The organism is Pantoea sp. DY-15, from assembly GCF_019795935.1.
Lineage (GTDB): Bacteria > Pseudomonadota > Gammaproteobacteria > Enterobacterales > Enterobacteriaceae > Pantoea > Pantoea leporis.
The window spans coordinates 485,320-499,066 of the sequence record NZ_JAIMIF010000002.1 but is presented as its reverse complement, the minus strand read 5'-3'; the positions used below and the strand labels follow the sequence as shown (position 1 = coordinate 499,066).

The following is a 13,747-nucleotide window of genomic DNA, read 5'->3' as shown; positions in this document are numbered from 1 at the left end:
GTTTCGTTTGCATTCCGTGCGACGCGCTTTCCAGTCAGACATTTCTTGAGCGGTTTTCGGAAAATACTGTATTTGTGTGACTGTCATCACTCTGCAAGGCACGTTAAAATGAACGCTTCTCATTTAGCAGGGGTTTTTCGTCACGATGTTATCGCGCTTCACTTTAGCCACTTTGATGGCAACAATCATGCTTACCGGCTGCGCCCGCCTTGCCGCCGTTACTGGTACATCTCATGACAGCACTGCGACTGCGGACGCGTCCGCCGCTCAGCCTGCAACCGGCGCGCCAATCGACAATAATGATTCGCCTTCTCCGTTTGAGACCGGCCCAACGGTGATCAACGTTTCGCATCTGGTGACGCGTACCGATGACGGTTCTTCGGTCTATGTGACGGTAGATGGTCAGGATGCGGGTCTGCTGAAGAAGGGTGAAAAACGAGAAATTCGCGTCGCGCCAGGTAAACACCAGATTGGTGGTTACGTGCAGACGCTGTTTGGCTTTGGCAAAGTGACCATCGCATCCGTGGATGTCACCACCGATCCGAACAGCCCGAAAAACGTGGTCTATTCTGTAACACGCCAGAAGCCCGCGTTCAGTGAAACCGACGCCACGCCGCCGAATAATTCGTGATGTATGGGTGCGTATATATGCGCACCGGCACGGTTTTGTAGGGTCGCCATTTATGGCGACCTTCCCACATCAACTCCGGCTAAACACCAGCTTCAATCCCGCAACCGTAAAGCAGCAAGCCAGTAGCGCATCCAGCCCACGACGGATGCGGCGATAAAAGGCCGCCATCAGCGCAGTGGAAAACAGCACCGCGTAACCGCCAAACACCAGCACGCAAATCGCCGCGCAGCCTGCAATAATCATCGGCAAGGTTGACGCCGCCGCACCCGGTTTTAACGCCACCGACATGATCGCCACCCACGTCAAAATCGCTTTAGGATTGCCGACGTGCATCAAAATGCCCTGACGAAACATTCTGCCGAAGCGCGCTTTTTCACTGACCGGTGCGAATTCGCTGGCATCGGGCCGACGCAGCGCCGATTTCCCCGCCTTAAACGCCAGCCACAGCAGATACAGCCCGCCGCCAATTTTCAGCACAATCAGTAACTGCGCAAAGGTGGCCAGCACGGTGAGAACCCCGCACGCCGCCAGCAGCGCCCACATCATCGAACCGCCAATCACGCCGCTCGCTAATGCCAGCGCCGCGCCGCGTCCCTGCTTCATCGCCGTGCCCATAATCGCCATATTGCTCGGGCCGGGACTGGCGGTCGCGACGAAATAGGTGGTGTAGATCAGAATCAGTTCATGTGACAGCGCCATAGGTTCCTCTGCGATGGCGGAAGGGAACTCACTTTATATCGCCTGAAGATGCATTCTTCCAGAATGGTTTAACGATTCATCCTTGCTGCACCCTTACTTCCCATGCAACTCCTTCCGCAACAGCACCAACTCGCCCGCCAAATCGCGGCACAGCATCGCCGTCATCAGATGATCCTGCGCATGCACCAAAATCAGCGTGACCGGCACTTTGCCGCTGCCTTCATCGGCGCCAATTAACGCGGTCTGGATTTTATGCGCCGCTTTAGCCGCCTCGTCGGATGCGGCTAAAGCCTCATCGGCACCGTGCCAGTCAGCTTTACGCGCCCGCTGGATCGCCATCATGGCTTGCGATCGCGCTTCACCGGCATTAATCAGCAACTCCATCATCGTTTGTTCAAAATCCATATCCGCCTCACTTATTGGTATGCCAAATTTGTAATAATGATGCTACCGGAATACCAAAAAGGAGTTCCGCGAGCATGATCACAGAAATTAACGGCGAATATCGCCATTTTGGTATGCCACGAACCATCAAGCTGATGCATAACACCTAAAACCGCTGAGGGTTGACCAATGTCTCTACAGGAACGTCTTATCGATTCACTGGGTAGCTTTGCCACGCGCTTCAACAGCTACCGCTACATCATGGCGATCAAAGCCTCGTTTATTACGCTGATGCCGGTGATCATCGTCGGCGCGTTTTCGGTGCTGATTTCCAACATGGTGCTGGACCCAAAAAATGGCCTTGCCAGTTTCTCGGCACTGTCGTTTCTCGCCGATCTGAAACCGATCACCAGCAGCATTAACTACGCCACGCTGAGCTTTCTGAATATCGGCGCGGTGTTTCTGATTGGTATCGAACTGGGTCGCATTAACGGTATCAAAACGTTGTTTCCCGGCCTGCTGGCGATCATCTGCTTCATCTCGGTGACGCCCACCACGCTGCAAATGCTGGTGGATGGCCAGATGCATGTGGTGACCGATGTGCTGGCAAAACAGTTCTCCGATACCAAAAGTCTGTTCCTTGGCATGTTTATCGCCATTCTGTCGGTGGAGATTTACTGCCGGCTGGAGCAGGTTGAACGGCTGAAAATCAAAATGCCGGATACCGTGCCGCCGAACGTTGCCGCGTCATTTTCCGCGCTGATTCCTTCGATCATCACCGTCACGCTGGTTGCCACCTTTGGCTTTATCTTCCATCAGATCACCGGCATGTACCTGTACGACGCGGTATACAAAGTGGTGCAGCAGCCGCTGGAATCGGTGGTGCAGAGCTTGTGGGGCATTCTGCTGCTGATGTTCGTTGCCCAGCTGTTCTGGGTGATTGGTATTCATGGCAACCAGATGGTGAAACCGATTCGTGAGCCGCTGCTGCTGGGGGCGATTCTGGTCAACATGAACGCCTTCGAGCAGGGTAAGGAAGCGCCAAACATCATCACCATGCCATTCTGGGACGTGTACATGAGCATCGGCGGTTCCGGCCTGACTATCGGGCTTTTAACCGCCGTGATGATTGCCACCAAACGCAAAGAGATGCGTGAAATCGCCAAACTGTCGTTTGGACCTGGCTTATTCAACATCAATGAGCCGGTGATTTTTGGTATGCCGATCATGCTCAACCCCATTCTCGCCATTCCCTTCATCATCACGCCGCTGGTAACCGGTTCGATTGGCTATTTCGCCACGGTGATGGGCTTTGCCGGTAAGGCGGTGGTGATGGTTCCGTGGACTACGCCGCCGATCATCAATGCGTGGCTTTCTACCGCCGGTTCGATGGGCGCGGTGGTGACGCAAATCATCTGCATTGTAGTTTCGGTGTTGATTTATCTGCCTTTTGTCAAAGTGGCTGCGCGTCGCGCTGAAGCGGCGGAAGCGAAAAATCTGCAGGCCGAACTGGCACAAAATTAAGGAGGATCTATGAGTAAGCACACCATTGCGCTGCCGCAGGGTTTTATTCTCGGCGCGGCGGCATCGGCCTGGCAAACCGAAGGCTGGAGCGGCAAAAAAGCCGGCCAGGATTCGTATCTGGATGCCTGGTATCAGCAGGATCGTCATGTCTGGCATAAAGGCTATGGACCGGCGGTAGCAACGGATTTTATCAACCGCTTCCGCGAAGACGTGGCGCTGATGAAAGCGGCGGGGCTGACGCACTATCGCACCTCGATCAACTGGTCGCGTTTTCTCACCGATTATGAAAACGCGGTGGTTGATGAGGAGTATGCGGCCTATTACGACCAGTTGATTGATGAGATGCAGCGACAGGGCATTGAACTGATGTTGTGTCTCGAACATTACGAACTGCCGCTGCAGTTGCTGGAAGAGTACGGCGGCTGGCAATCAAAACATGTGGTTGAGCTTTTTACTCGCTATGCCGAGAAGGTGTTTGCCCGCTACGCCGGAAAAGTGACGCGCTGGTTTGTTTTCAATGAGCCGATTGTGGTGCAGACGCGCGTCTATCTTGATGCGCTCCGCTGGCCGTATGAGCAGAACACGCACAAGTGGATGCAGTGGAATCACCATAAAAATCTCGCCACGGCGAAGGTGGTCAAACTTTTCCGCCAGCAGGGTTATGCCGGTACGGTAGGCACCATTCTTAATCCGGAAGTGACCTATCCGCGCTCTTCGGCGGCGCACGATGTTAAAGCCGCAAAAATCTACGATCTGTTCTACAACCGGGTGTTTCTCGATCCGGCGATCAAAGGCGTCTATCCGGCGGAATTGTTGCAGCTGCTGGATAAACATGAGGTGCAGTGGGACGTGACCGAGGAAGAGCTGGCGATCATCGCCGCCAACACCGTCGATGAAGTGGGGCTCAATCTTTACTATCCGCATCGCGTCAAAGCGCCGTCACGCGCCTGGCACCCGGAGACGCCATTCCATCCGGCTTTTTACTACGAACATTTCGAGCTGCCGGGCCGCCGCATGAACAGTTCGCGCGGTTGGGAGATTCAGCCGCGCATTGTTTTCGACATGGCGCAGCGTATGAAAGAGGAGTACGGCAATCTGCCGTGGTTTGTGGCCGAGAGCGGCATGGGCATTGAGAACGAAGCGCAGTTTAAGGATGCGCAGGGCGAAATTCAGGACGACTACCGCATCAACTTTATTGCTGAACATCTTTACCAGGCGGTGCGTGCGCGTGAAGCGGGCAGCAACTGTCAGGGTTATATGCTGTGGGCGTTCACCGACAACGTTTCACCAATGAACGCCTTCAAAAACCGCTACGGACTGATCGAGATCGACCTCGAAAACCAGCGGCAGCGGCGGATGAAGAAATCCGCGCACTGGTTCCGTCAGTTGCGCGATACCCAGCAATTGACCCTCAACATTGACGATGAAGCCAAATAAGGACCACCAATGAAACGCATTATTCTGGCCTGCGCGGCAGGCATGTCGACTTCGATGTTAGTCACCCGCATTGAGAAAGAGGCGGTAGCACGCGGTCTTGAGTACCAGATCTACGCCATTCCGGAACAAAACCTGCGTGAAGAGTTACAAAACTACGGCCAGGACGTGGTGGTGGTGCTGCTGGGACCGCAGGTGCGCTTTAAGCTGGAGGAGAATAAAAAGCTGACAGACAGCTATCAGCTGCCGATTGCGGTGATCGATAGCGTGGCTTACGGCACGTTGAATGGTGCAAAGGTACTCGATCAGGCGCTGGCTTTGGTACACTAGCGCCCAGATAGCAGTCAGGTTCCGGCTCGCACAGGACGCGGCCGGGCCGAATGCACCATGATGCAAAAGGGTGAGAGCGTGGAAAAAGCCGAAGCGCCACAAGAGAAAAAGCAGTATCAGGAAATTGGTCAGCATCTGCGTCAACAAATCCTTGATGGCAATTACCCGGTTGGCTCACGACTGCCGCCAGAGCGCCAGTTGGCCGAAACCTGGGGCGTGAGCCGCACCATTGTGCGTGAAGCGTTGCTGATGCTGGAGCTGGAAGGCACGGTGGATATTCGTCAAAGTTCCGGCGTTTACGTGATGCGTATTCCTTCGGAAAGTGAGGATGCGGAAGAGGCCTTTTTCCGCAGCGATGTCGGCCCGTTCGAGATGTTGCAGGCGCGTCAGCTGCTGGAGAGCAACATCGCGGCCTTCGCCGCCAAAATGGCTACCAAAGCCGATATCGAAAACCTACGCCGCACGCTGGAGCAGGAGCAGCGCGCCATCGCGCTCAACGACAGCAGCCAGGATAACGACAAGTTATTTCATTTGTTGCTGGCAGGCGCGACGCAAAATCAGATGTTGCTCGATACGGTGACCAGCGTCTGGCGTCATCACGAAGCCAGCCCGCTCTGGCAGCAGCTGCGACCGCAGTATGAAACCCGCGCCTATCGCCTAAAGTGGCTGGGCGATCATCAAACGATTCTGGCCGCGCTGCGCCGCCGTGATGTGATGGGATCCTGGCAGGCGATGTGGCAGCACCTGGAAAACGTCAAGAACACGCTGCTGGAGTTATCTGATGCCGATGCGCCAGACTTTGATGGCTATCTGTTCGAATCGGTGCCGATTTTCCAGGGTAAGTTGATGTGATGAGGTCGCCATTCATGGCGACCATCCCAACCCCGACAACCATTAATTCGACGGCTGCCAGGTTCCTACATCCGCGGCATTGATTGGTTTCGGTAGCAGTTTGGCGTTATAGAACGCGTCGGCGATTTTCTGCTGTTCGACGAGGTCGGTTTTCTTCACCGGTTCGATAGCGTAGCTGCGCTGCTTGTTCGCCTGCTCGATGGTGGCTAACGGCAAATTACCCCATAGCGGTGACAAAATCCTGGCGGCTTCAGTGGGATGGGCTTTTAACCATGCCGACTCCTGCGATAGCGCACGATAAACAACATTCAGTACCTCACCATGTTTTTGCGCATACGGCGTTGAAACCAGGTAATAACGCTGATAACTCGCCAGGCCGTTGCCGCTGACCAACACGCGCGAATGCTGCTCGACTTTAGAGCTGGTCACAAAGGGTTCCCAGGTTACCCATGCATCCACGCTGCCATGTTCCAATGCAGCGCGTCCATCTGCGGGCGTTAGCCAGGCGGGGGTAATATCACTGAATTTCAGCCCGGCTTTTTGCAGTGCCGCAATCAACAAATAGTGGCTGCCAGCGGCTTTGGTTACCGCGATCTTCTTTCCTTTCAAATCCTGCAGGGTCTTGATGGTCGAGTTGGCGGGCACCAGAATGGCCTGAGCATCAGGCGAGGGCGTTTCACGCGCGTAGTAAGTCAAATCAGCGCCAGCGGCCTGGGCAAATACCGGCACGGTATCCGCCACATCAGCAGACAAATCAACGTTGTTTAAATTCAGCGCCTCCAGCAGCGGCAGGCCGCTGGTGAATTCGTGCCAGCTCACTTTAATGCCGCGATCGGCCAGCGACTTATCCAGTTCGCCGCGCTGTTTGATCAACGTTAATAAGGTGGAGGATTTCTGATAGCCAATCCGCAGCGTCTCCTCCGCGTGAACCGAAAAAGAGAGTGCCGCAGAGAGAATCAGTGAACCGATCATTCGGGAAGAGAGCGTGTGCATGGGAAATCCATTGAAGTTTATGATGTTAAAAATCATAAAGCCCGGGTCCCGCTAAACCAAAAGGCATGTTTGCATAAGCTTTGCGCAATTCCGCATTACAGCTTCGCGGTTAACGCACGCAGCGGCGTGCGGAGCACCTCGTGCAGTGCGCGGATCGCTGGGGAAAACTGTTTGCGATGCGGGCAGATAAGGTGCAGCGGCGTGCTTTCGCCCGGCATCTCCGGCAGTACGCGCTCCAGCCTGCCGGCCAGCACATCGTCACACACATCAATCCACGATTTATAGGCGATGCCCATGCCGGCGATGGCCCAGCGGCGCGCCACTTCGGCATCATCACACAGCATGCGGCTTTTCACCGTGATCTGGCGGCGCATGCCATCCTGCGGAAAGGTCCATTTGTCGTAAACGTGGCCGCCCATAATAAACAGCAGTCCATGATGCTGCTGGGCGATCTCCTCCAGCTGTTGCGGGCGACCGTGACGATCAAGGTAATCCGGCGATGCCACCATCACGCGGCGATTGTCCTCCGCCAGCGGCAGCGCCACGTAGCTACTGTCTTCCAGCTTGCCGTAGCGGATGGCGATATCCACCGGATCGCGGAACACATCGCTGATCTGGTCGGAAAACGAGAGCCGCACCGCCAGCGCCGGATGCGCGCGGCAAAAGTCGGTGATCAGCGGCAGCAGAATGTTGCGGCCAATATCCGACGGCAGCGCGATTTTTAGTTCGCCGCTCAGCGCATCTTCATCGCTCTGCAAGCTGTCGGCACCGGCGTGCATCAGCGCCAGCATCTCCTGCGCATAGGGCAGATACTTCTCCCCTTCGGCGGTCAAGCGCAGGCTGCGGGTGGAACGGGCGAACAAGCGGCGATCCAGTTCCCGCTCCAGTCGCTGAATCGCCGCGCTGACCTGTCCGGGCAGCAAATTCACCTCGCGCGCCGCGCGTGAAAAGCTGCCGAGTGCGGCGGAACGCACAAACAGGGTGACATCTTCCAGTCGGATCATCTTCTTATTCATCGTGGTAGTCGGCAGGGATTTTCACTCTAAGAGTGAAAGTGTTCACCTGCAACTGGCATTTTTCATTGCGCTGCGGCCCGCTATGCTGAATTCACTTCATGAAATCTGCTGATGAATAAGGATCTGCCTGATGAAAGCCATTGTTTATAGCCAAAACGGTTTACCGATTTCCGATGAAAATGCGCTTTATGAGTTGGAGGTTGAGAAGCCAACGCCGGGCGCGCGCGACCTGCTGGTAAAAATTCACGCCATCGCGGTGAATCCGGTGGATACCAAAGTGCGCGCCGGTGCGCCAACCGATAAGCCGCGCATTCTGGGTTGGGATGCGGTCGGCGTGGTGGAAGCGGTGGGCGCAGACGTCACGCTGTTCCAGCCGGGCGACGAGGTGTTTTACGCCGGTGATATCACGCGCGCCGGCAGCTATGCCGAATATGGGCTGGTGGATGAACGTATCGCCGGGCACAAACCGCGTTCGCTGAACGACGCCGATGCCGCCGCGCTGCCGCTGACTTCGCTGACCGCGTGGGAACTGCTGTTTGATCGCCTTGAAGTACGAGCCGATGACAACGCCGCGCTGCTGATTATTGGCGCAGGCGGCGGCGTCGGTTCCATGCTGACGCAGCTCGCCAGTAAGCTAACCAAGCTGACGGTGATTGGCACCGCATCGCGCCCGGAAACGGCGGAATGGGTGCGTTCGCTGGGCGCGCATCATGTGATTGATCATTCTCAACCGTTGGGCGAACAGCTGGCGGCAATTGGGCATAAAGAGGTGCGTTATGTCGCGTCGCTGACGCACACCGACAGCTATTACGATCAGCTGATTGATGCGCTCGCGCCGCAGGGCAAGCTGGCGTTGATCGACGATCCCGAGACGCTGGATGCGGTGCCGCTGAAGCGCAAAGCGATTTCACTGCATTGGGAATTGATGTTCACCCGTTCGCTGTTCCATACCGCCGATATGCAGCGCCAGCATGAGATCCTGCAGCGCGTAAGCCAGCTGATTGATGAGCAAACGCTGCAAACCACCGCCGGCGAACATCACGGCGTCATCAATGCTGCCAATTTGCGCAAGGCGCATGCGCTGATCGAGAGCGGTCGCGCCCGCGGTAAGATCGTGTTGAGCGGATTTTGAGTTTGTGGTCGCCATGAATGGCGACCCTACAAAACAGCACCGAACATCCGTAGGGTCGCCATTTATGGCGACCGTAAAACATTCTCTATTTGAACAATATAAGGAATAGACCATGACACTCAATGATGCAGTCGCTCGTCGTCACACCGTCAAAGCGTTTGAGGGCGGTAAAAGCCTGCCGCAGGATGAAATCGAAACCCTGCTGAACGTGCTGCGCAACAGCCCGTCCTCGGTGAACTCCCAGCCGTGGCATTTTGTGGTGGCGTCAACCGCTGCCGGTCGCGAGCAGATGGCAAAATCCACCGAAGGCGCGTTCGTCTACAACAACCCGAAAGTGCTGAACGCGTCGCACGTTATCGCGCTGTGTATGCGTACCGATCTCGATGAAGCACACTTACAGAACGTGCTGGCGCAGGAAGAGGAAGATGGCCGTTTCGCCAAACCAGAAGGCAAAGCGGGGCAGGATAAGAGCCGCCGCAGCTACGTGGATATGCATCGTTACGAGCAGCGCGATGTGCCGCAGTGGATGGAAAAACAGGTTTACCTGGCGCTGGGTGGATTGCTGCTAGGCGCGGCGATGTTAGGCATTGACGCCACGCCAATGGAAGGTTTTGACCCGCGCGCGCTGGATCAGGCGCTGGGCCTGCGTGAGAAGGGCTTCACCAGCGTGGTGCTGGTGTCGCTGGGTTATCGCAGCGACGCGGATTTCAACGCCGCGCTGCCGAAATCACGGTTGCCGCGTGACGAGATTTTTACATTTATCTAAAGTTTGCGGTCGCCATGAATGGCGACCCTACCGCAGGTTTGCAATATAGGGGGCCGACCCGAGAACGTGATTTCGTAGGGTGCGCATTTATGCGCACAGTTTCAATGGCCGCATCTAACCGACGGAAATCGCAACGTAAAACGATTAACGCCATCTTCGCTGTGCACCTCACAACTTCCCTGATGCAGCCGCATAATGCTGCGAACAATCGACAATCCCAAACCGCTGCTGCCCTGATGACGTGACGCATCGGCGCGCCAGAAGCGATCAAAGATGCGCGCCTGCTGTTCAGCACTCAGCGCCGGACCCTGATTCTCCACCATCAAAGCGCTGCCCCGATTGAAAATGCGCACGGTGGAATCTCGATCGCCGTAGCGCAAGGCGTTCGCCATCAGATTCGCCAGCGCTCGTTGCAGCAGTTGCGAATCGGCGCGCAGTTCGCCGTGCAGCGCCATCTCCAGCCGCATCGACTGCTCTTCCGCCATGCCGTCAAAGTAGTCCTGCAACTTCTCGCCGAGCAGCGCCAGATCGATGTTCTGCCAATCCATTGCCTGGCTGGCATCTTCCGCTTTGGCAAGAAACAGCATGTTGTCGATCATCTTCGCCAGCCGTTCCAGCTCCTCGTAATTGGAACCGAGCAGCGCCTGATAATCGCCGACGCTGCGCGTCTGGCTCAGCGCCACTTCGGTTTGGCCGATCAGCGTGCTAATCGGCGTACGTAGATCGTGCGCCATATCGGCAGAAACCTGGCTCAACTGCTGATAACCCAGCTCAAGGCGACTCAACATCTGATTAAACGCCGCCACCAGCGGCTGCAATTCCGCCGCTGCCTGTTGTGGCATGCGCTGCGACAAATGACGTGCGTCAATCGCATCCGCCTGCGCCGCCAAACGACGCAGCGGGGTTAAAGCGCGCCGCACTAGCCAGATGCTGATCGCCGCCACCAGCAACGCCGCCAGCGCGGTGGCGAGAATAATTTGATTGCGATAACTGTTAAGCGTTTGCGTGCGGTCGCTCATCAGGCGGCCGGTGATGATCTCAATCTGGCCGTTGCCATCGCGCGTTGGTGCCAGCGCGGCCGCCGAGATAAACGGCGTGCCGTCGGCGGCGGCGAGATGATGCACCGACGACAGCGCCAGCGGCTGATCGGCGGCAACCGGCGTAATCGCGGGAACCGGACGTTGGCCGGGATTGACCACAATCAGCGGCGGCTGGCCGGGAAAACGCAGCACCAATAACGATTCGGTATTGCCGAGCATATTGGCAAACAGACGCGGTTTTTGCTGGATCAGCTTAAGCGCATCTTCATCGCGCAACAGCGTGCGAATCTGATCGATGCGCGTCAGCAGCGCCGCGTCGTCGCGCACGCCAATCTGCGTTGCCAGCGAGTGATAAAGCGCGATGCCGCTGAGTGAGAAGATGACGATCACCGTGGCGCTCAGCAGCAGCGACAGGCGCGCGGCGAGAGAGCGGGTTTTCATGATTCAGCTTCGCAGCGATATCCCACGCCGTGCACGGTGTGAATCAGCGGCTGGGCAAACGGGCCATCAATTTTCTGCCGCAGGCGTTTCACCGCCACATCCACCACGTTGGTGTCGCTGTCAAAATTCATGTCCCACACGCGCGAGGCAATCACGGTGCGCGTCAGCACTTCGCCGGGATGCAGCAGGAACAAGTGCAGCAGGTTGAACTCTTTGTTGGTGAGATCAATGCGCTGACCGCCGCGCTCAACGCGACGTTTCAGGATATCCAGTTGTAGATCGGCCAGCTGGAGAATATCCGGTAACTTCTGCTGACCGCCGCGCCGCAGTTGGGTGCGCACGCGGGCCAGCAGTTCAGCGAACGAAAAGGGCTTAACCAGATAATCATCAGCGCCCAATTCCAGCCCTTTGATGCGATCCTCCAGCGTGCCTTTAGCGGTGAGGAAAATCACCGGCGTGTGGATCTGCTTATCCAGCGCCGCCATCACGTGCCAGCCGTCGATGCCGGGCATCATTACGTCGAGCAGAATCAAATCGTAATGATGCTCCTGCGCGTAGAACAAGCCATCCTGTCCGTTTTCCGCCACATCAACGATAAATCCCGCTTCGGTCAATCCTTTGCGCATGTAATCGCGCGCTTTGGCTTCATCTTCAATCACCAAGATTTTCATGCGCTTCTCCGCGGGAGGGGTTTCAGGGCTGGGCGTGTAACGCGGCTTGCTCGATCAACTTCGCGACGTCGTCAGGATGCGATTGATACACCGAATGGCTGGCGCCGGCAATCTCCACCGTGTGGCTGTGCGCGCGTTTGGCGTACATGCGCTCCAGATCGGGACTGATGATTTTGTCAGCTTTCGCCACCATGTACCAGCTAGGCTTGGTCTTCCACGCCGGGTCAGGAATGTTGGCGGTGAACACCGCGAAGTTGGTGGGCATCTGCGCGTGCGCTTCAAAATCAGCCTGCGCCGCGGGTAAATCGGCAGCGAAATCGCTGTGGTAATTTTCCGGCGCGATGGTCAGATAACCGTCGCTGGATTTAGCAAACGGATGCGCGCTATTAGGGAATTTTTTGCCGTTGCTGGCTTCGGTTTCACCGTTATCCAGCGCATGCGCCGCGATGTAAACCAGCCCAGCGACTTTAGTGTCGTTACCGGCTTCACTGATGATCGCGCCGCCGTAGCTGTGACCAACCAGAATCACCGGCCCATTTTGCTGATCGATAATGCGGCGCGTCGCCGTCACATCTTCCGGGAAGCCGGTCAGCGGTTCTTGTACCAGCGTCACGTTGTAGCCGTCATGCGTCAAACGGTCATACACCGGACGCCAGCCCGCACCGCCGACGAACGCGCCGTGCACCAGCACAATATTCTTAACCGGCTGCGCCTGAACCTGCGCTGCGCCGCCGGCGATAGCCAGCAGCATGCCCGCTGCAAGGGTAAGTTTGTTCAATTTCATCGTAATGCTCCAGATGGCAAGGTAGGCCATCAGGATAAGCAATCGGCTCTGACATCAGCGTGAGCGAGTTATGACAAAAGAATGACATGCAACTGGAGAGCATTAAGTAAAACTTAATGGGGCATAAATAAAAGCTAACCTACTAACAATTATAAGTATTTACTCTACATTAAATCCGTAATTTCTGTAGTGAGATCATGTCCACCATGTTATTAACTCTGTATGACGTTGTGAATTTAGCTACCTGCCGGAGATAACAATGAAGAAGAGTTTGTCCTTTGCCTTACTGCTTTCACTGAGCGCTTTCAGCCACGCTTCTTTTGCTCAGCAAACCTTGCGTTTCGGCGTCGATCCCACGTTCCCGCCGTTTGAATCCAAAGCCAGCGACGGTTCGCTGCAGGGCTTTGATATCGATCTCGGCAACGCGATTTGCGCCCAGGCCAAAGTGAAGTGCCAATGGGTGCAGATCGGTTTTGATGGCAGCATTCCGGCGCTGCAGGCGAGAAAATTTGATGCGATTCTTTCGGCGATGTCGATGACGGAGAAACGCCGCGAGCAAGTGGCCTTCAGCGACATGCTTTATGTCACACCGAGCGCGCTGCTCACACCGGCAAAAAGCCCGCTGTCCGGCGACATTGCTGCGCTGCGCGGCAAAAGAATCGGCGTCGCGCAGGGCACCATTCAGGAAACTTTCGCCAAAGCGCAATGGGCAACCAAAGGCGTGAGTGTGGTTTCTTACCCCAATCAGATGGAGATCTACCCTGACTTGGTGGCGGGACGGCTCGACGCCAGCCTGGCGAATGCAGTCTCGGCAGAACAAGGTTTTCTTAACACGCCAGCCGGCAAAGACTATGTCATCAGCGCCACGCTGGTGGATAAAGAGGTGTTGGGCAATGGGGTGGGCATTGGATTGCGTAAAGACGATGCGGCCAATCTGAAGTTGATCAACACCGCGCTGGCCGAACTGCACAGCAACGGCACTTACGATCAACTGGCGAAGAAGTACTTCAAATTTAAGGTCTATCCGTAAAATTCATATGCACGCAAGGC

The 13,747-nt window shown here is 56.1% G+C and carries 15 protein-coding genes; 8 read left to right on the top strand and 7 right to left on the bottom strand.

Going from position 1 to position 13,747, the window contains the following annotated elements; translation table 11 throughout:
• Window positions 1-145 precede the first annotated feature (145 nt).
• Window positions 146-631 (top strand): hypothetical protein, encoded by a 486-nt coding sequence (locus tag K5Y32_RS11025; protein ID WP_101761737.1) that lies wholly within the window; start codon window positions 146-148, stop codon window positions 629-631.
• Window positions 632-700: 69 nt separating this feature from the next.
• On the opposite strand, the gene K5Y32_RS11020 is transcribed toward K5Y32_RS11025, so the two are convergent.
• Window positions 701-1,330, bottom strand: coding sequence for a LysE family translocator (locus tag K5Y32_RS11020; RefSeq protein ID WP_222183698.1), 630 nt, complete (start codon window positions 1,328-1,330; stop codon window positions 701-703).
• A gap of 93 nt (window positions 1,331-1,423) precedes the next feature.
• Window positions 1,424-1,735, bottom strand: coding sequence for a PTS lactose/cellobiose transporter subunit IIA (locus K5Y32_RS11015; protein WP_222183696.1), 312 nt, complete (start codon window positions 1,733-1,735; stop codon window positions 1,424-1,426).
• Window positions 1,736-1,903: 168 nt separating this feature from the next.
• Between K5Y32_RS11015 and K5Y32_RS11010 the strand changes: the two genes are divergently transcribed.
• The 4 genes from K5Y32_RS11010 to K5Y32_RS10995 all read left to right on the top strand — a co-directional run bounded on the left by K5Y32_RS11010 (window position 1,904) and on the right by K5Y32_RS10995 (window position 5,854).
• Window positions 1,904-3,238, top strand: coding sequence for a PTS sugar transporter subunit IIC (locus K5Y32_RS11010; protein WP_061719102.1), 1,335 nt, complete (start codon window positions 1,904-1,906; stop codon window positions 3,236-3,238).
• A 9-nt stretch (window positions 3,239-3,247) separates the two neighbouring features.
• Complete coding sequence (locus K5Y32_RS11005; protein ID WP_222183694.1) at window positions 3,248-4,675, top strand: glycoside hydrolase family 1 protein; 1,428 nt, start codon at window positions 3,248-3,250, stop codon at window positions 4,673-4,675.
• A gap of 9 nt (window positions 4,676-4,684) precedes the next feature.
• A complete protein-coding gene (locus tag K5Y32_RS11000; RefSeq protein WP_101761733.1) occupies window positions 4,685-5,002 on the top strand; it encodes a PTS sugar transporter subunit IIB in 318 nt (105 codons plus the stop codon).
• A gap of 78 nt (window positions 5,003-5,080) precedes the next feature.
• A complete protein-coding gene (locus K5Y32_RS10995) occupies window positions 5,081-5,854 on the top strand; it encodes an FCD domain-containing protein (RefSeq protein WP_061719402.1) in 774 nt (257 codons plus the stop codon).
• A 42-nt stretch (window positions 5,855-5,896) separates the two neighbouring features.
• Here K5Y32_RS10995 and K5Y32_RS10990 read toward each other — a convergent pair whose 3' ends face one another.
• Both K5Y32_RS10990 and K5Y32_RS10985 read right to left on the bottom strand, forming a co-directional pair.
• A complete protein-coding gene (locus tag K5Y32_RS10990) occupies window positions 5,897-6,847 on the bottom strand; it encodes an aliphatic sulfonate ABC transporter substrate-binding protein (RefSeq protein ID WP_222183692.1) in 951 nt (316 codons plus the stop codon).
• Window positions 6,848-6,942: 95 nt separating this feature from the next.
• Entirely contained in the window at window positions 6,943-7,851 is a 909-nt protein-coding gene (locus K5Y32_RS10985; protein ID WP_222183691.1) for a LysR family transcriptional regulator, read from the bottom strand.
• A 142-nt stretch (window positions 7,852-7,993) separates the two neighbouring features.
• Between K5Y32_RS10985 and K5Y32_RS10980 the strand changes: the two genes are divergently transcribed.
• Entirely contained in the window at window positions 7,994-8,995 is a 1,002-nt protein-coding gene (locus tag K5Y32_RS10980) for a zinc-binding alcohol dehydrogenase family protein (protein WP_222183690.1), read from the top strand.
• 112 nt (window positions 8,996-9,107) lie between these two features.
• Complete coding sequence (gene nfsB, locus K5Y32_RS10975; protein ID WP_222183687.1) at window positions 9,108-9,761, top strand: oxygen-insensitive NAD(P)H nitroreductase; 654 nt, start codon at window positions 9,108-9,110, stop codon at window positions 9,759-9,761.
• A 101-nt stretch (window positions 9,762-9,862) separates the two neighbouring features.
• Here the strand turns inward: nfsB and K5Y32_RS10970 are convergent, their stop codons facing one another.
• The 3 genes from K5Y32_RS10970 to K5Y32_RS10960 are packed head-to-tail and all read right to left on the bottom strand — an operon-like array spanning window position 9,863 to window position 12,697.
• Entirely contained in the window at window positions 9,863-11,242 is a 1,380-nt protein-coding gene (locus tag K5Y32_RS10970; protein WP_222183684.1) for a heavy metal sensor histidine kinase, read from the bottom strand.
• Window positions 11,239-11,913 (bottom strand): heavy metal response regulator transcription factor, encoded by a 675-nt coding sequence (locus tag K5Y32_RS10965; RefSeq protein ID WP_222183678.1) that lies wholly within the window; start codon window positions 11,911-11,913, stop codon window positions 11,239-11,241. The genes K5Y32_RS10970 and K5Y32_RS10965 overlap by 4 nt, the downstream gene beginning before the upstream one ends.
• A gap of 22 nt (window positions 11,914-11,935) precedes the next feature.
• Window positions 11,936-12,697, bottom strand: a complete 762-nt coding sequence (locus tag K5Y32_RS10960; RefSeq protein WP_222183672.1) for an alpha/beta hydrolase — start codon at window positions 12,695-12,697, stop codon at window positions 11,936-11,938.
• Window positions 12,698-12,956: 259 nt separating this feature from the next.
• Between K5Y32_RS10960 and K5Y32_RS10955 the strand changes: the two genes are divergently transcribed.
• Window positions 12,957-13,727, top strand: coding sequence for a transporter substrate-binding domain-containing protein (locus K5Y32_RS10955; protein ID WP_222183621.1), 771 nt, complete (start codon window positions 12,957-12,959; stop codon window positions 13,725-13,727).
• Window positions 13,728-13,747: the final 20 nt, after the last annotated feature.

Bases quoted from the DNA above. Each gene is read 5' to 3' on its own strand.
- K5Y32_RS11025 (WP_101761737.1), top strand. From the start codon at position 146: ATGTTATCGCGCTTCACTTTAGCCACTTTGATGGCAACAATCATGCTT.
- K5Y32_RS11020 (WP_222183698.1), bottom strand. From the start codon at position 1,330: ATGGCGCTGTCACATGAACTGATTCTGATCTACACCACCTATTTCGTC.
- K5Y32_RS11015 (WP_222183696.1), bottom strand. From the start codon at position 1,735: ATGGATTTTGAACAAACGATGATGGAGTTGCTGATTAATGCCGGTGAA.
- K5Y32_RS11010 (WP_061719102.1), top strand. From the start codon at position 1,904: ATGTCTCTACAGGAACGTCTTATCGATTCACTGGGTAGCTTTGCCACG.
- K5Y32_RS11005 (WP_222183694.1), top strand. From the start codon at position 3,248: ATGAGTAAGCACACCATTGCGCTGCCGCAGGGTTTTATTCTCGGCGCG.
- K5Y32_RS11000 (WP_101761733.1), top strand. From the start codon at position 4,685: ATGAAACGCATTATTCTGGCCTGCGCGGCAGGCATGTCGACTTCGATG.
- K5Y32_RS10990 (WP_222183692.1), bottom strand. From the start codon at position 6,847: ATGCACACGCTCTCTTCCCGAATGATCGGTTCACTGATTCTCTCTGCG.
- K5Y32_RS10985 (WP_222183691.1), bottom strand. From the start codon at position 7,851: ATGATCCGACTGGAAGATGTCACCCTGTTTGTGCGTTCCGCCGCACTC.
- K5Y32_RS10980 (WP_222183690.1), top strand. From the start codon at position 7,994: ATGAAAGCCATTGTTTATAGCCAAAACGGTTTACCGATTTCCGATGAA.
- nfsB (WP_222183687.1), top strand. From the start codon at position 9,108: ATGACACTCAATGATGCAGTCGCTCGTCGTCACACCGTCAAAGCGTTT.
- K5Y32_RS10970 (WP_222183684.1), bottom strand. From the start codon at position 11,242: ATGAAAACCCGCTCTCTCGCCGCGCGCCTGTCGCTGCTGCTGAGCGCC.
- K5Y32_RS10965 (WP_222183678.1), bottom strand. From the start codon at position 11,913: ATGAAAATCTTGGTGATTGAAGATGAAGCCAAAGCGCGCGATTACATG.
- K5Y32_RS10960 (WP_222183672.1), bottom strand. From the start codon at position 12,697: ATGAAATTGAACAAACTTACCCTTGCAGCGGGCATGCTGCTGGCTATC.
- K5Y32_RS10955 (WP_222183621.1), top strand. From the start codon at position 12,957: ATGAAGAAGAGTTTGTCCTTTGCCTTACTGCTTTCACTGAGCGCTTTC.